Here is a 15,824-nt window from a genome sequence, read left to right as displayed (position 1 = left end):
TGTGTTGAATTCATAACAAATTGCTTTGGAAAATATTGACCATTGTCATAATTTGCACACCGATTATTTGATACTGCGGACTTCCGCTCAACCAACTAGACTATGGAAAAAATTGATTCGACACTTAAAAAAGTGTTGGCATTAGGCGCACTGTATCTATTCCATGCGAGTACGCTACTTTCGCAGACCGTGCTGAACACAGAGAGCTTTGAAACCGACGGCGAAGGCTCACGTTACACCAGCAACACATTCATGGACTGTGCTACTGAACAAGACGTTTTCATGCGCACCAACATGAATCCCTTGGGAGCGCCGACCTGCGGAATTACTGTGTTTGGATCTGCCTTAACGGGCATCACAGGAACCTTCATGTGGGTATTTGAGGATATCAGAGGCAGTACCGGCGCTTGTGTCGGTTGTCGTAGTGCAGGCCAAATCACATCCACACTGATCAATATCACCTCGTATGGAAGCCTCCAAATGCGCATCAATGTCGCCTGCTCCAACAACAATGGTGCACGGTGGGAAAGTGCGGATTCTGTCAATTTGCAGGCAAGTATCAACGGCGGAGCCTTCAGAACGGTTGGCCGGTTCATGGGCAAAGGAACGCCCACGGTCGGAAGCAATCTCGGAATCGACTCCAACCTTGATGGAGCCATTACCGGCGCTGATCCGGTAACCAACGTGGATCAAACTACATTCGCCACATATACATTTACAATCCCTGGTACGGGGTCCAGTCTACGTTGGCGGATTGATGCCGACCAAGCCGGAGGTACCGAGGAGTTTGCATTTGACAATATTCAAATTCTTGGTACTGTGATTGTTCCGGTAAAATGGGCGAGTTTCTCCGGGCAGCAATTGGACGAATCCGTGAAACTTGCATGGACCACGACAGAAGAAGTCAACGTCCGGGAATTCATCGTCGAGAGACTTGCGGGAGATGGCACTTATACCCCGATCGGAACAGTGGATGCCCAAGGAACGCCGAGCAGCTACGACTTCATCGATGCCAACCCTGTTTCCGGCATCAACCAATACCGCATTCAACAAGTGGATGCAGACAATGCATTTTCCTTCAGCGATGTGATTGAAGTCCAGGTCAATCCCGCCTATCGGACGAGGCTCTATCCCAATCCGATGAACGATGGCTGCCGTTTGGTGGTCGAAGGCGAACCGGTTTCAGGAACCCTGCGCATCATCGACAATGTCGGACGTATTTGTAGATCGGTGGCAGTGGAAAATGCATCTGAAATCGAAATTCTGCGCGAAAACCTCGAGGCAGGTAGCTACCACATTCGTTTGGACCTGTCCAACGGTCGGTCGCTGACCAAAAAGCTGATGGTTCACGACTGATTTCCTTTTTACTTGTCCGTCGCGGCAGGAATGCGGAACTTCACAGCGATGGAGTTCCGCATTCTTTTTCAGGACGAATTTTTCGTGGCAATCGAGAAGCCGGCTGGCATTCTCGTTCACCGCACCGGCATTTCGGCGGATCGGATATTTGTTTTGCAGGAATTGCGGAACCAATTGGGGAGGCATGTCTATCCGGTGCATCGGTTGGACCGCGGCACGGCAGGCGTTTTGCTGTTTGCATTCGACTCAGCAGGGGCCAAAGCATTGCAGGCGACCTTGGAATCCGAGCAAACGACCAAAACCTACCTGGCAATTTTGCGGGGCTGGATTCCTGACAGCGGATTGATCGACACGCCACTGGAAAAGGACGGCACCGGCGAGTTGCAAACGGCGCATACCTCCTACCGTCGCCTCGCGACTTCCGAATTGCCGATGCCTGTCGACCGGTATCCCACGGCACGTTATTCCTTGGCAGCGATCAAATTGCATACGGGACGCATGCACCAAATCAGGCGACATTTTGCGCATGTTCGTCATCCGGTTTTGAGCGATTTCAAGCGCGGCGACCGGCATCACAACCATGCCTGGGAACAGCATTACGGGATAACGACCATGCAGTTGTTTGCCTGGCGAATGGATTTGGAGCATCCCATTACGGGTGAAAAAATGAGATTCGAAGCAGCACCCCCGGAATCGATGTTACGTGCCTTTGAAATCTTGGGCTTCCATTTCGAGGATTTTGCGCAGTTTTGTTGGCAATGATTGACATCTTCATCCCCCTTTTTGCGTTGATTGGCTTATTTTTTCCGTCTGCGGCTCCTGAAGTTGCGGAGGGAAAATCCGTTGACTACCGGTATGCACAAAGTGCCGTTCGTTCGCTTCCCATGGGCCCAAAATCGCCTGCCTACGCGGTTTGCGACATGATGGAGACCTTCACCGGGGTACCCTTGCAGTTGGATGCAGAGGCGTTACGCGCACACGAACAAGCACGTGGAGAGGCCGGTTCCTTGGCGCTCTACTACCAATATTTGCTTGAAAGACAGGGCATTTTGCGTCAAGAATCCGATATGGATTCGACCAATCAAAAGGAATTCACGCGCTACCTCTGCCCCACGGGCTCCGTCTTGTCGTTTTCAGATGCCTCCAAGATCAGCGAACCGGGAAAAATTGTTTCCTTTCTCAACGAAGGCATCAAAGGCATCGTGGTCACTTACGCCTACTGCCCCAAAGAATGGGCAAAATCCAACGGAATTCTTCGCTTGAAGCAAAAAAAACACCGTCCAAAGGGTCAACACACGGTTTTGATCGTCGGCTACCAAGACAGCAGTTTCATTTTCAAGAATTCCTGGGGACCTCAATGGGGCGAGGGCGGCTATGGGCGAATGAGTTTTGCCTACCATTACAACCATGCAAGAGAAGGTTTGGTCGCCTATTTGGCCGAGGCAAAAGCGCCTGAATCTGAAAATTTCGCGAAAATTGACATCAAACTCACACCTGAATTTCTGGAAGGTAAACCCCACCTTCAGGCGGCTGTTTTTGCTGTGGGACGCGGGAAGCTGCCACCGATTGCAAGAATTCGCTACCAAGTAAGTCAAGGTGGTCAGCAAACGGAATCCAAAGCTTTGTTGCTGGAAAATGCCAAATCAACGGGCTATCCTTGCCTGCTTCCGATCCTGGACACGCATTCCCCCTATTCTCTACAGGTCGCGATTCAGTTGGAAGGTGTTGCAGAAGAATGGAAGCGGTCTTATGAGCTTTCATTTGGCCCTGTCGAATTGAAATTAAAAAACAATTGATTGCCTGTTTTTCTCATGCAGTGCCTCGCCCGACTGGCTTTTGGCAAGGAATTTGAAGGAAGACAATTATTCGGGCAAGTTGTTAACTTTGTTCACGTTGGTTTAAAAGCATGAAAACTATGTACGCATTGTTGAAAAAGTCGTTTCTGTTGATTCTCCTGACAATGACCATTGCGGGATTGAACGCACAAACGCTCAAAATCACAGATCCCGTCAAATACAATGACTACATTGTCGGGCAGCAAAACATCATCGGGACAGAACTTCTGAAGTTGATCGCGATGTTTGACGCGCTTCCCGAGGACAAAGGCGAGACCTTTGCACAGCTCGATGTTGTGATCACAAAATGCACCGATGGCATCAAAAACATGAACAATCTCAAGGCAATCCCCAACGAATTCGGGATGCGTCAAGCCGCGATTGAGTTGTTTCAGTTTTACCATGACATCATGGATACCGACTATCGCACGATTATCGATCAATTGTACACCGAAACACCTGACATGGAGTTGATGCAGGGAATCCTCGTCAAGGTGCAAACCAATGAGGCGGTGGTCGACGAGAAGTTTCAGTCAGCGCAGAAGTCATTCTCCAACTACCACAACATTCAATTGGAGGAGAACGAGTTGCAGGAAGAGTTTGACGAAACGGAAGAGGGCGAATAAGCGCGTTCCATGACCGGATCCATCATCCTGCAAACAGCGGGACTCACCAAAACCTTTGTCACGGGCCGTGGCAAGGCACAAAAAACTGTGGAGGCGGTCAAAGGCGTCGATTTGGAGGTGCGCCAGGGTGAAATCTTCGGATTTCTCGGCCCCAACGGAGCAGGCAAAAGCACGACCTTGAAAATGCTGACGACCTTGCTCGCGCCGAGCAGCGGCAAGGCCACGATTGTCGGCCACGACCTGCTCCGAGATCCGCAGAAAGTCCGCGAAAACATCGGCTACGTCTCCCAAGCTGGCGGAACCGATACCTATTCGAATGCCATTGAGAATCTCGTGTTGCAGGCACGCCTGTACGGGCTCTCGCAGGCGCAGGCAGCCAAAAGCGCTGCGGATCTGACCAAACGGTTTCAGATGACGGAATTTGCCTCCCGGGCAGCAAAAACCTATTCGGGAGGTCAGAAACGAAGGCTGGATCTGGCATTGGGCATCGTCCACAATCCGACGATTGTATTTTTGGACGAGCCGACCACAGGACTTGATCCGCAAAGTCGGGCCTATTTCTGGGAGGAAATCGTGCGGTTGAAGAATGAGGGAATGACGATTTTTCTCACAACGCATTACCTCGAGGAAGCCGACAACCTTTGTGACCGCGTGGCGATCATCGACCACGGCACGATTGTGGCCGTGGATACGACGGAGGCACTGAAGAAGCAGACCGGCGGGGAATGTATCACGGTGGGATTCAACCACGAGGCGCAGGCCGAGCAAGCGCTGAAGTTGCTGGGCGAACGTGAATTCATTCAAAAGACGATTCTCCAAGAATTCAAATTGCATCTGTATGTTAGGGATGGTGGCGCCTTGATTGCCGAGGTGCTCCGCATCCTCGACCGCGAAGGCATTGCCATTCAAACGATTGCGATGTCTCGACCCTCACTCGACGATGTGTTTTTGCAACAAACAGGACGGTCCCTGAGGGAGGACGGAAAGGAATAGACCATGACCAACTTCTTCAAAGACACGTGGTTGCTGTTTATGCGGCACTTGAAAAAGACCCTTCGGGAACCCATGTGGTTGTTTATCGGGATGTTGCAGCCGGTTTTGTACCTGCTGCTGTACATGCCGCTCCTCAAAAACATGCCCGGCGAAAATGGCCAATCCCAAACGATGGTGGAAACTGTGCGCAGCTTCACGCCGGGGATGCTCATCATCATGGGCATGGGGGGATTGTTTGCCGGATTCAGCTTCATCGATGAAATCCGTACGGGTATCATCGCACGGTGGTTGGTCACGCCCGCCTCGCGTCTGAGTATCATCTTGAGTTTGGTCGGCAATCAGTTGGTCACATTGATTTTGCAATGTGTGCTGTTGATCACGGTCGCCTTTTTCTTCGGTTTGGACGTCTCCCTTGGCGGATTGGCTTTGACAATGGTAATGGTGCTGATGATCGGCATGTGCATGTCGGCCGCATCTTATGCAATCTCGTTGACGATACAGGACGAAGGCGCCTTGGCGTCGATTACGAACACCTTTTATTTGCCTGTGACATTGCTTTCGGGGATTCTCATTCCGATCAACGACCAAGCACCGCAATGGCTGCAAACAGCGGCAAGCTTCAATCCCTTTTATTATGTGGTGGAAGGTTCGCGGGCGCTGTTTGAGGCACATCCGGAGGATCCGATGGTGTGGAAGGGATTTGTCATCATGGTTGCCTTTACCGCCTTGATGCTTTGGCTTGCGATGCGGGCTTTGAGTAAAATGCGGGCATAACATAGTGGAACATCCCTCCCGCTGTTGAAAAACGGTGTTGAAAACTTCAATACCCATCGAATCATGATTTTGAACAGGAGATTTGGAAATGCATCCGAATCCCGCTAACTTCATTTCATTATTTTGATCTTCAACGCTTAATGAAACATCGTATGATTCAAAAATTTACTAAAAATCTGTTTGTGGCTTCCATGGTGCTGATGCTGCTTTGCGTCAATTTGTTCTCTTTTGGCGCCGGAAAAATGAAGGACATCGAGCTTGATCCGGGCAAAGGCGACAACGTCGGCAATCAGATCAAGGTTTATCCAACCATTGCACAGGACTTGGTGACGGTTCATTTCTTCTTTGAAACCGAAGGAATGGTCTCGATGCAGGTATATGACATGACCGGTCGTGTTGTGGACGGCGTCCAAGGCTATGTCACAAAAGCACGCACCCACGAAACCACCATCGATGCGAGCGTTTTGGACAACGGAACGTATTTCGTGAAGCTCACAAGTGCCAATGGCGCCACGTTGACCAGCAAAGTGATCGTTCGTCACTAATACTTTCGCTGTAAAAAGTAAGCGGCATCCTTTTAACAAGGGTGCCGCTTGTTTTTTGGGGCATCGGCACCAAAGCAAACCCTTGAGCCATTGCATCAAATTCTCCCGGCATTTTTTTCGTTTTGGGATTGAACCCGCCATGGCCTACCTTTGCGCGGCTGTTCACAACCGAGCAGCGATCGTTCAATCCTTTGTTTAAACAACATCACATGAAAAAATTCGTATTCGGCCTTTTTATCGCCACAGGCATCCTTTTCTCTGCGCAAACTGCTACTGCACAAGCACCCGACTTCTGTACCACGGTTAAATCGACGACCAAGATGGCCGCGACTAATTTCGGTGAGGTCAAAGGCGAACTCAATGATGAAGAAACCGAGATGGAAGGCGAAGACGTCTTCAATGCCACGGCAAGCCTCGAAGGTTTTGACCATGCCTTGATCCTTCCTACATTCACAGAAGGCAAAAGCAAGATTCAATTCTATACCTTGATCTCTGACGAAGCGGATGCCGATGCCTTCCTCAAGACGATCAAAACCCAGCTCGACGGTTGCCTTAACACCGCTGCGGGTTTCAAGGCTCGTGTCGACAGTGACATTTACTTCTACGAAAGCACCGGCGTTACCCTGCAATTGATGCGCAGCACCGATTCCGATGACAATGGCGACGCCATCTTCAAGGTCTTGATGCAGTTGAACAAGCGTTAATCACTGATTTTGAATACAAAGAAGGGGCCTCCTCAAACGGGAAGCCCCTTCTTTGCGTTTGAACTGCTCACTTACAACCCTCGATCGGCTTCAAAACTTGTCAAACAACGAGAAAAATTGTTCCCGCCTTGCGCGCGCGATCGTGATTTGGGTGCCATTGTTCATGATGACATAACCACCATCCTCACGCACAAAACGCTGAATTTCATTGAGATTCACCAGATAGCTGTTGTGAATTCTATAAAAATCCAGCGCGGGCAAAGTTTCTTCGAATTCCTTCAGTGTTTTTGCCAGGAGGTGTTTTCCGCCCTTGGTCAGGTAAACCCAAGTGTAGTTGTTTTCGCTTTGGCAATACATGATGTCGGTCGTTTGCACAAAAATCAGTCCGTCGTGCGTGCTCAAGGCAATGCGCTGCATCTTGGGTTCAGGTCGGCGAAGTGTTTCGAGCAAAATGTCAATCTGTTCCTGTTGTGGTGGACGCTGAAGGTTTTGAATGCGGCTGACGGTATCGATCAAATCGTCAGGATCGATCGGTTTCAAAAGGTAGTTAAGGGCACTGTATTGAAAGGCCTTGATGGCAAACTGACTGTAGGCCGTGGTAAACACCACATGGAAATCAATTTTGCCCACCTTGTCGAGCATGTCAAAGCCATTCATTTTGGGCATTTCGATGTCAAGAAACACCACCTGCGGACGGTGAGTCCGTATCGCTTCGAGTCCGGATTCGGCACTGTCGCAACTGGCAAGCAACTGCAATTCAGGGCAATGGCGTTGAATGATAAGTTCCAGCGTATGAACGCATTTCGTTTCGTCGTCGATGATAATGCAGGTAATCATAGCGTGCGTGATTAATCGTTGAGTTCCATTTCTATCACAACCTGGGTACCTAAAGCGTTCCCTTCCTTGTCGTGCAGGTCAAAAATCTCGACCTTGAATTTTTTCTGTTCCTGCTCGTGCATGAGCGCGAGCCGCTCTTGTGTGAGCTTGAGCCCAAGACTTTGCTTCTGATTGAGGCTTGCAGCCTTGTTTTGGCGGGAGGCTTCCCGCCCTACCCCGTTGTCGGTAATGGTGCAGGTCAAGGTATTTTCCGGCTGCGTGACGGCGACGGTCAAATTGCCCGGCCCACTCTTGTGGAGGAGGCCGTGCCAGATGGCATTTTCGACAAAAGGCTGCAAGATCAAGGGGGGCACCATCACGTGATGCGCCGCGACCTCTTCGTCGACATCGATTTGCCAACTGAACTTGGGTTCAAACCGCAGGGCCTCCATTTCAATGTAGAGTTTCAAGGCGTCGAGCTCGCTTTGGAGCGGGATCAGCTTCGAATTCGAATTTTCCAGGATCAAACGAATGAGCTTGGCAAACTTGATGAGATAACGGCTTGCCGTCTCCTGGTCGTTGTCGAGGATGAAACTGTTGATCGAATTGAGGCAATTGAAAATGAAATGCGGATTCATTTGCGCCCGCAATGCCAATTGCCTGGTTTCGGAAACCATGGACTGAAGTTCCTTGAGTCGGCGTTCATTTTCCTCGATCTCCGTTGCCTTTTGCGCATTGGCAATCTTGCTCGATGAGATGCTTGCAATGGTCGTGAGGAGGTCCAAATGAGCTTTTTTGAAAAAATTCCGCCGCGGATGTTCGGCATCGATTACCCCCAAAACACGACCATCGTGTACGATCGGAACTGCAATCTCTGACCTGCCTTGCAACAAACTGGGAATGTATTCTGGCTCGTTGCGCGTATCTGCAATGACCATGGCCTGCCGAGATGCCGCAACCTTGCCCACGATGCCGCTGCCGATCTGAATAGACAGTGGATTGATCTCATCGTGCTCTTCCGCATTGTTTTCGCCATAAGCCGCGACTTTGATCAACGCTTGGCCCGATTCATCGACAAGGTAGATCACACAGTCCACCAGATTGGTTCGTGTGATCACATTGTCGGTGATGTCTCGCAGAATGTCTTGGACTTGGTTGCTGCCATGCATCGAGTTGGCAAAATAGCTGATTGCACGCTCGTACTCACGGTTTCTGGCTCTTTGAGTCCAAGTATTCATCCACCAAAGCACGATGGCGATGATGAAAAGGATCAGCAATGATTTGAACCAAAACGTGCGGTAAAAAATGCGGCCAATGTTGATTTTGATAGGATGGTTAGACGGATGCCATTGCCCCGTACCGTCCTTGACGCGCACTTGAAATGTATATTCGCCGGAAGGAACATTGGTATAATAGGCAGTGCGACGTTCACCACAGTCGATCCAGATCGGATCAAACCCTTCAAGTCGATATTGCCATTGCCGTTCGCCACTTTTCAACAACCCAATGCTGCCAAAATCCAGCGAAAAATAGTTTTGCCAATATCCCAGGTGAATCGTCTCAAGATCATCCAAAAAGGTAATCGTTGTGTCGATTGCTGAAAAATGACTGATCAGCACAGGATCAATCAAAACGGACTGTTTCCGCACATCCGGGTCAAAAAAGATGAGTGCATTCCGGCTTTCGGAGAGGATGCGTCCATCGCGTAGGGAATAAAGAGAATGAGCCCAACGTGAATCATCCGGGCTATGGTTGATGCTGAATTTGGTGACTGTGCCTTTTTTCCCATCCACGATTGCAAAGTCGTTATGGATGGTAAGCCAAAGCCTTTGATCCTTGTCAAATAACATGTCGCCATAACTCAAGTGATCTAACTCAACGGTTGGGAAGTCCCGGGTCAGTTTTTTCGATTGGATGTCGTAATGAAAAAGCTCATTGAAAGTGTTGAGGATCCATGGATTACCGTGCCGATTGATGTAAAATGTTTTGCAAGAACCGATCTTCGTCTGTACGGATTTTGGCAGGTATTCAAATCGATCATGAGCGCGATCAAATCGGACGATGCCTTCATCCGCACAATTGAACCACATCTCCCCCTTCTCATCTTCGTAAATCTGATACGCACCACGATTTGAGAAAGAAGTCGAATCGTTGGGGTCATGCGGATAAATTTGGGCTGCATGCGTCTTGATATTGTAACGGAGAAGACCTTTTTGCGAGACATCTGCCCAAATTTCGTGGTGACGATTGAGCATGATCTCCAGGATAAAATGGCCTTCCAAGCCCAATGAAGGCGGAAGGAAAGGCAGTTTTGCAAAACGATCTGTTTGGAGGTCAAGGGTATAGATACCGTCAGTTGTACCAAAATACAAGGTGTCTTTCGTAGGCGTCATGCTCGCAACGCGCTTGCGATCCGGATCTCGAGGGTTTGGTACACCAAAGAGGTCAAATCGCCGAAATTTCTCTGATTTCAAATCATAACTCAGCAGGAAATCATAGGAGGGCGCAAGCCATAGCCTATCTTGCAAGTCCACGTTGAGGAGCAGCGGCGTCCCATAGTTGCTGCGATGGTCGATGCTATCAGGCAATTCAAGGATGGAGAAAAAGGTGCTTTGCGGATTGACGATACTCAATCCGTTGGCGGTCCCAAAATACATGGTACCATCTGCATCGCGGTGAACGTCCCAGAAAAAATTGGAAGCAATGGTGTATTGATCACCTGAATTGTGCGCAAACTGATAGACCTTGCCTGTTGCTGCCTCCCAAAAATAGGCGTTCGGATGCCAACTACTGATCCAAATATTGCCTAGCGGGTCGATATAGGAGGTCGCAAATGTTTGTTTGCGGTCCGTCCATTTTGCCGTGGAACGTGCGGTACTGTCATTCGTTTCCGGGTTCCACGTGACAAACGCCTCAAGGAATTCGTCATGGTAAAAAAGCCGTCCTTGTCGGTCCAAAACCACCGGGTGAGCAACATTCCCTGACAGCGCTTTCCAATTTTTGGGATTGTGCAAAGCTCCTACATACTGCCGCGTCTTGAGATCAAAGTAGGCGACTCCGCGATCTGTACCAAGCCATATCCCATTGCGCACACTGTCGATCGCCATGCTATTCTTGTGAACTCCTCTGAACAAGCGGTTGCCATCGGGACCTTTGGGAATCGCTTGAACAAAACTGTCAGCCTTTGCGTCATAGAAAAAAAGGCCTCCTGTGCCGCAGGCTACGATTTCGTCAGCCGGTGTGCGCTGAACCGCCCAATTGTAGATGACAGACATTTCCCCCGTCTCTTGGTCAAAGAGATGGTAATTGAAGAATTCTTTATGGTCAAACCTGCTCACCCCCTTTTCCGTGCTGCACCAGATATTGCCATTGGCATCCTCTGTAATACCCTGTACCACAGAATTTTCAATTGATTTCGGGTTTTTAATATCTACTTTCCAGAATTTGAAATGGGCACCATCAAAACATGCCAATCCATTGTAGGTGCCGATCCAGAGCATTCCAAGGTGATCACGAAATACTGCGTTGACAAAGCCATTGGGCAACCCTTGGGCGACGCCCACATGGTTGAAGTAAAACTTGCGTTCCGGCAATTTGCCTGTTTGACAATAGGCACTGATGTAACCCATCCAGAAGATACAGGTCCAAAAGGAAAAGTTCAGTATTCTGGATTTTGCCTTATTCACAGGTATTAAAGGTAATCAAGATATCCAAATTTCACTTTTCCAGTTGATGGATTTCGATGACTACCTATCCCAATCGACAGCTTAAAGCATCAGCAATGCCGCAATGAAGATAATCACAGCAAGGAGAAGCACATCTGACCAATGCCACAAAAACCCAGATGTACGAACTTTTTTACCTCGCTTCATGAGAATCATCCCACCAACAGGCGCAAAGCTAGGTTCCCATTCAGGCTACGCACCACGAAGATGATTGCCCTTGGAAAAATCTTGATTGGACAGTCGTTTTGTTGAGCATTTGGGAAATGTGTTGCTGGTAACCCATAAAAAAACGGACACCATTGGCATCCGTTTTGAAGTAGCGCGAGAAGGAATCGAACCTTCATCCTGGGCTCCGGAAACTCATGTACTATCCATTGTACTATCGCGCCAGAACAAATTTGGAGTGCAAAGGTAGCAATTTTCTCCAATCATTCGCCGAACTTTCTTTGAAAATTCGCTGCAACCTGGGCGGTACATTCAACGTACAGCAGCCGTACCTCAAATCCGGTTCCCTGATGTTGCACATTTTCAAACGCCCGTTGGGCATTCCCCTTAGCCGTCAAACCTCCCATCAACTCGGTGTTTTGGCCATGTTCACCGCTTATTGCATCAGTCTTGTGGCCCTACGCTACGTATGGACGGGCAAAGGTGCCTTCTCCTTTCTGGGGTGGAATCTCTTTTTGGCTTGGATGCCGGTGTTTTTTTCAACCCTTGCCGAAGGGCTGACGCTGAAACGCAACAAATTGCTCGTCGGGGCCATCCTCTTCATTCCTTGGCTGCTTTTCCTTCCGAATGCACCCTATATCATCACCGACCTTGTGCACCTGCGCCCACGTCCGCACGTGCCCTATTGGTACGACATCCTGCTCATGACAAGCTTTGCCTTCAACGGCCTCCTGCTCGGATTCTTTTCCATGAAGCAGATGCATCACTTGCTCGCAGACCATGTGCGTCCTGCCTACGCTTGGGCGATCATGCTTTTGTCGTCGATTGGCGCAGCCTATGGCATCTATCTCGGACGCGTGTTGCGTTGGAACAGCTGGGATATTTTGAGACACCCCATGCGATTGGCAATGGATTGCCTGCAACCCTTCATCCACCCGTTTGCACACAAAGAAGCAGTGGTAATGACCATCGTGCTGTCAGGATTCCTGTTTGCAGGTTACCTCGCCCTGCGTTCAGGACTCAGCTCTGTAAAGGCTCAGAATCCGTAGTCGGGAAAGTCCTTGGAAAATTCGTTGGCGCCAAACTTGGGATTGACCTTGACGTCGTGGTATTCGTATTTCTCAAACAATCCCTTTTCGTCGTTGATGATTTGGACGATCGGAAGATAGGTTTCCGTGTCAATCATGAAGATGGATTCCTTGCCGTACACCGTTGGCACGTTGATTACCTGTCCAGGCTTCAAGTCCCAATAATCGTCCATTCCAGGGTTCATTTCCAGGATTTTGGCAGCAGGAACAAAAATTTTCCTTTCGATTTGGGAGAGGTTTTCGGTGCCTTGGACGGTGTATTTGGATGAGCCATAGTCATCATAGATGATCTTCACGACATGCGTCGTGCGGTTGTACCATTTTTGCTGCCCCATGTAGATGACATGATCATCAAAATCAGTGGTATGGCGTTTGTACACGTGCTTGACAACGCCCTCCGTGAACCGGAAACCAATGCAGCGCAGGCTGTGGTGCTGCTTGTCCATCATGGTGCTTCCCTCAGGATCCAAGCTCACGTTGATCCATGGAAATCCGTTCGTGTTGACGAGGGCATTGTTGTCGTTCCATCCATCGACATAGAGAACTTCAGTTCCTTCGCGCGGACTTTTGATGCGTACGTATGCTTTGAGGCGCGGCTCAAACATGGCTTTGAACTCCATTTCGCCGGTCACCACTTCGCCATCGGCCAAACGCTCAAGTCGCTTGACACGGGCACTGACCGTGAGAATGTTGTCCATGCTCGCAATCATTTTGTCCATGATCGCACGTGCAGGATTTTGGGCTTGAAGGCTGAAATGGGATGCCGTCAACAACAGCAACAACAAAGAAATTCTACGAATTCGCATACCGAGATTTAGATGACAAAGGAACAGCTGATTTGTGAATTTGTTGTATGTTTTCGTTAAAAAAGGCGAATTGGACTTCGAATTGCCTGTTTTTCACGAACAAAACGAATCCTTGCGCCTCACAAGCAGCCATCTGCACGATGAATCTCCAAGACAAAACCAAGGTACGTCAGGCCTTCTCCACCTTGTCCAAGGAAGGCTTTTGTGTCACGTAGCTCAACACTTGGCGCACAGTCTTCCGTCGAATCTGCCGCTGCATTTCCCGGTCGAGGTTCTTCAAACGGTATTGGAACTTGAGGTCCAGATGCTCCTTCTTCACTTCCACAATCTTGAGCAAGAAGGAGTCCTCGTGGATGTATTCTGCAAATGAATCCAAGGAATGGATCAAGTCGCTTTCCAGGGCATCGATGCTCGTGATTTTGGCGATCGCGATCTGGAAATCAATGCTTAAGATGCGAATGTCGCGTTTGGTGTAATTGGTGACTTCGCTGGCGTAAACCTTGTTGTTGGGGATGATCATGAGGTCATCGTCGTCGTTGAGCAACTTGATTTTGGTGAGGCCAATTTCCACGATTTTACCCTTCTCATCGTCAATTTTGACGTAGTCCCCAATTTCGAAGTCTTTGGAGAAGCCCAAAAAGATGCCGACAATCATGTCGTTGATGAACTCCTTGGTGACGATGGCAATCGCTGCAGCGACGATGCTCAAGGTCGTGAACAGCGTCTTGAAGTCAATCCCGAAGAATCCGAACAGGGTGGCACTCACGACGAGGCCGGAGAAGAGGATGAACAAATTGCGGAGCCCTTGCAAAAATCCATCGTGAACCAAGCCTTTGATGCGGTTGCGGCTCCGGTAGATGCTTTTCATCACCTCGTACACGAGATTCAACACGATGAGCACCATGACCAAACGCAGGGAGGTGTACACCACATTGCGTTCGGTCAACGTCTTGGGCACATATTCCGAAAGGTAGCGCACGTACATCGCCACTGCGAGAATCAGCACCTTTACCAGGATGACGAGCCACTTTTTCATGCTGCAAACACTTGGACTACAAGGTCTCCATTTGATAACCGATGGCGGTCAACTTGGACTTGATTTCCTCCAACGATGCATTTTCGGGCAAGGTGAGCACCTTCAGCGGATCGCTGAGATCAACCTGCCAATTGCCGTTGCCGACAGCAGCATCCAAAACAGGTGTCACCGCCGCGATGCAGCCGCCACATTTGATATTTGTCTTGAACTTCATTTCCAATTCAGCTTTGAGAATGCAAATCAACGAATTTTCTGCCAACCTTGGGGAGTCCGTGACAGTTCCCGTTCAACGTGACTTCCGGCCACTCCATAACGTGCATCCAAAGGCAATCTGCTTCGCAGCGCTCAGCGAACTTGCAAGCCGGATTTGAAATTCGGGGGCAAAATGTGTAAAATCGCAGTGGAAAAGGATTCTGATGCTTGCGTCGGCGGCAATGGCTGCGACAAGCTCAAGGACGGCAAAACATTGCATGGAAAACAATCATCTTCAACAGCAAGACACCAACTCGGAGGGCCAATACGTGGGTTCGGAAACGCGGAGCAAGACCCTGGAATTGCCCGTCATTCCGCCGCAGTCCTTGAAATTGAAGCATGGTCAAGATGAAAGGAAGACCGAGGAGCAGATTCTGTCCCTGCGCGAAGAACTCCTGCGTGGAAATGTAGAGCAGTTTGTGCAACGATCGTTTGAAGTCCTGACGAATTCGGTCCCGGCAAAAGGCATGCTGCTCGAAATCTACCGCGATCTGCACCTGATTTATCAGTTTGCCGGTCGGCATGACGAGGCCTATTCCCTGTACGCGGCCTGCAAAAAGCTTCATGGTTCACGGTTTTGGGCCCCTGCCTTGGAACGGAAGATCTTCGAAGTCCTGAACAGCCGATTTCCCGAATACCTATCCGAAGCCAATCAAGAACCCGCGACCTGCAAGGCTTACTATTGCATTCCGCACAAACCCAAGGTCGATGGCGGACTGATCGACGTCGTGCGGGAATTCCAAAAGCAATTTCCGACGATCACATTTGCCAACCTGTTTTACAAGATGACCTTCGAAAGGGAATTTACCGACTTGGTTTTTACGCTGAAGGTCAGCGGTTCCCAACAATTTTGGGACATGAAAGATACGATCCACGGTCTGTTGTTGCAGCGTGGTTATTTGCCAGGGAAGGATATGAAGTAAGCGTCCACATCAATTTTACGATTTCCCTGCCCCCCGACTTGCCCCCCCCCCCCGCACCCCCCAGGCCTTCATTTCCCTTTTTTCCGGAATCAAACTTTAATCCCAAATTGAGGGAAAGGGGGGGGTGGGGCCAAATAAAGGGTTATTTTTTTCCCTATATCACAAATAAACACGAAAAAA

General features: G+C 49.5%; 15 protein-coding genes and 1 tRNA gene. 10 read left to right on the top strand and 6 right to left on the bottom strand.

Features of this window, described 5'->3' with window-relative positions; translation table 11 throughout:
• The first annotated feature begins 102 nt into the window (after window positions 1–102).
• The 8 genes from IPN95_22970 to IPN95_22935 all read left to right on the top strand — a co-directional run bounded on the left by IPN95_22970 (window position 103) and on the right by IPN95_22935 (window position 6,833).
• Window positions 103–1,356, top strand: a complete 1,254-nt coding sequence (locus tag IPN95_22970) for a T9SS type A sorting domain-containing protein (GenBank protein ID MBK9452229.1) — start codon at window positions 103–105, stop codon at window positions 1,354–1,356.
• A 30-nt stretch (window positions 1,357–1,386) separates the two neighbouring features.
• Window positions 1,387–2,118, top strand: a complete 732-nt coding sequence (locus IPN95_22965) for a pseudouridylate synthase (protein MBK9452228.1) — start codon at window positions 1,387–1,389, stop codon at window positions 2,116–2,118.
• On the top strand, window positions 2,115–3,152 hold the full coding sequence (locus IPN95_22960; GenBank protein MBK9452227.1) for a hypothetical protein: 1,038 nt from the start codon (window positions 2,115–2,117) through the stop codon (window positions 3,150–3,152). Before IPN95_22965 ends, IPN95_22960 begins: the two co-directional genes overlap by 4 nt.
• Window positions 3,153–3,262: 110 nt before the next feature.
• Window positions 3,263–3,817, top strand: a complete 555-nt coding sequence (locus IPN95_22955; protein ID MBK9452226.1) for a hypothetical protein — start codon at window positions 3,263–3,265, stop codon at window positions 3,815–3,817.
• A 24-nt stretch (window positions 3,818–3,841) separates the two neighbouring features.
• On the top strand, window positions 3,842–4,810 hold the full coding sequence (locus tag IPN95_22950) for an ATP-binding cassette domain-containing protein (protein ID MBK9452225.1): 969 nt from the start codon (window positions 3,842–3,844) through the stop codon (window positions 4,808–4,810).
• Window positions 4,811–4,813: 3 nt separating this feature from the next.
• Complete coding sequence (locus IPN95_22945; GenBank protein ID MBK9452224.1) at window positions 4,814–5,584, top strand: ABC transporter permease; 771 nt, start codon at window positions 4,814–4,816, stop codon at window positions 5,582–5,584.
• Between the two features lie 152 nt (window positions 5,585–5,736).
• Window positions 5,737–6,129: a T9SS type A sorting domain-containing protein gene (locus tag IPN95_22940; protein ID MBK9452223.1), complete on the top strand. Its 393-nt coding sequence runs from the start codon at window positions 5,737–5,739 to the stop codon at window positions 6,127–6,129.
• 209 nt (window positions 6,130–6,338) lie between these two features.
• Window positions 6,339–6,833 carry a hypothetical protein gene (locus IPN95_22935; protein MBK9452222.1) on the top strand — a complete coding sequence of 165 codons (495 nt, stop codon included), beginning with the start codon at window positions 6,339–6,341 and terminating at the stop codon, window positions 6,831–6,833.
• 90 nt (window positions 6,834–6,923) lie between these two features.
• Here the strand turns inward: IPN95_22935 and IPN95_22930 are convergent, their stop codons facing one another.
• The 3 genes from IPN95_22930 to IPN95_22920 form a co-directional block, all read right to left on the bottom strand.
• Window positions 6,924–7,670 (bottom strand): response regulator transcription factor, encoded by a 747-nt coding sequence (locus tag IPN95_22930; protein ID MBK9452221.1) that lies wholly within the window; start codon window positions 7,668–7,670, stop codon window positions 6,924–6,926.
• An 11-nt stretch (window positions 7,671–7,681) separates the two neighbouring features.
• On the bottom strand, window positions 7,682–11,278 hold the full coding sequence (locus IPN95_22925) for a histidine kinase (protein MBK9452220.1): 3,597 nt from the start codon (window positions 11,276–11,278) through the stop codon (window positions 7,682–7,684).
• Between the two features lie 413 nt (window positions 11,279–11,691).
• A tRNA-Arg gene (locus IPN95_22920) sits at window positions 11,692–11,763 on the bottom strand.
• Window positions 11,764–11,820: 57 nt separating this feature from the next.
• On the opposite strand from IPN95_22920, the gene IPN95_22915 reads away from it, so the two are divergent.
• Window positions 11,821–12,588, top strand: coding sequence for a DUF1361 domain-containing protein (locus IPN95_22915; GenBank protein ID MBK9452219.1), 768 nt, complete (start codon window positions 11,821–11,823; stop codon window positions 12,586–12,588).
• Here IPN95_22915 and IPN95_22910 read toward each other — a convergent pair.
• The 3 genes from IPN95_22910 to IPN95_22900 form a co-directional block, all read right to left on the bottom strand.
• Window positions 12,576–13,433 carry a DUF1571 domain-containing protein gene (locus IPN95_22910; protein ID MBK9452218.1) on the bottom strand — a complete coding sequence of 286 codons (858 nt, stop codon included), beginning with the start codon at window positions 13,431–13,433 and terminating at the stop codon, window positions 12,576–12,578. The genes IPN95_22915 and IPN95_22910 overlap by 13 nt on opposite strands.
• A gap of 169 nt (window positions 13,434–13,602) precedes the next feature.
• A complete protein-coding gene (locus tag IPN95_22905) occupies window positions 13,603–14,469 on the bottom strand; it encodes a mechanosensitive ion channel (protein ID MBK9452217.1) in 867 nt (288 codons plus the stop codon).
• Window positions 14,470–14,485: 16 nt separating this feature from the next.
• The gene (locus tag IPN95_22900) at window positions 14,486–14,689 is read right to left on the bottom strand and encodes a hypothetical protein (GenBank protein ID MBK9452216.1); all 204 of its coding nucleotides are present in this window, start codon (window positions 14,687–14,689) and stop codon (window positions 14,486–14,488) included.
• A gap of 250 nt (window positions 14,690–14,939) precedes the next feature.
• Between IPN95_22900 and IPN95_22895 the strand changes: the two genes are divergently transcribed.
• On the top strand, window positions 14,940–15,644 hold the full coding sequence (locus IPN95_22895; GenBank protein ID MBK9452215.1) for a hypothetical protein: 705 nt from the start codon (window positions 14,940–14,942) through the stop codon (window positions 15,642–15,644).
• Window positions 15,645–15,824: the final 180 nt, after the last annotated feature.

This window comes from Bacteroidota bacterium (assembly GCA_016718825.1).
Classification (GTDB): domain Bacteria; phylum Bacteroidota; class Bacteroidia; order J057; family JADKCL01; genus JADKCL01.
This window is presented reverse-complemented; position numbering and strand designations above follow the sequence as displayed.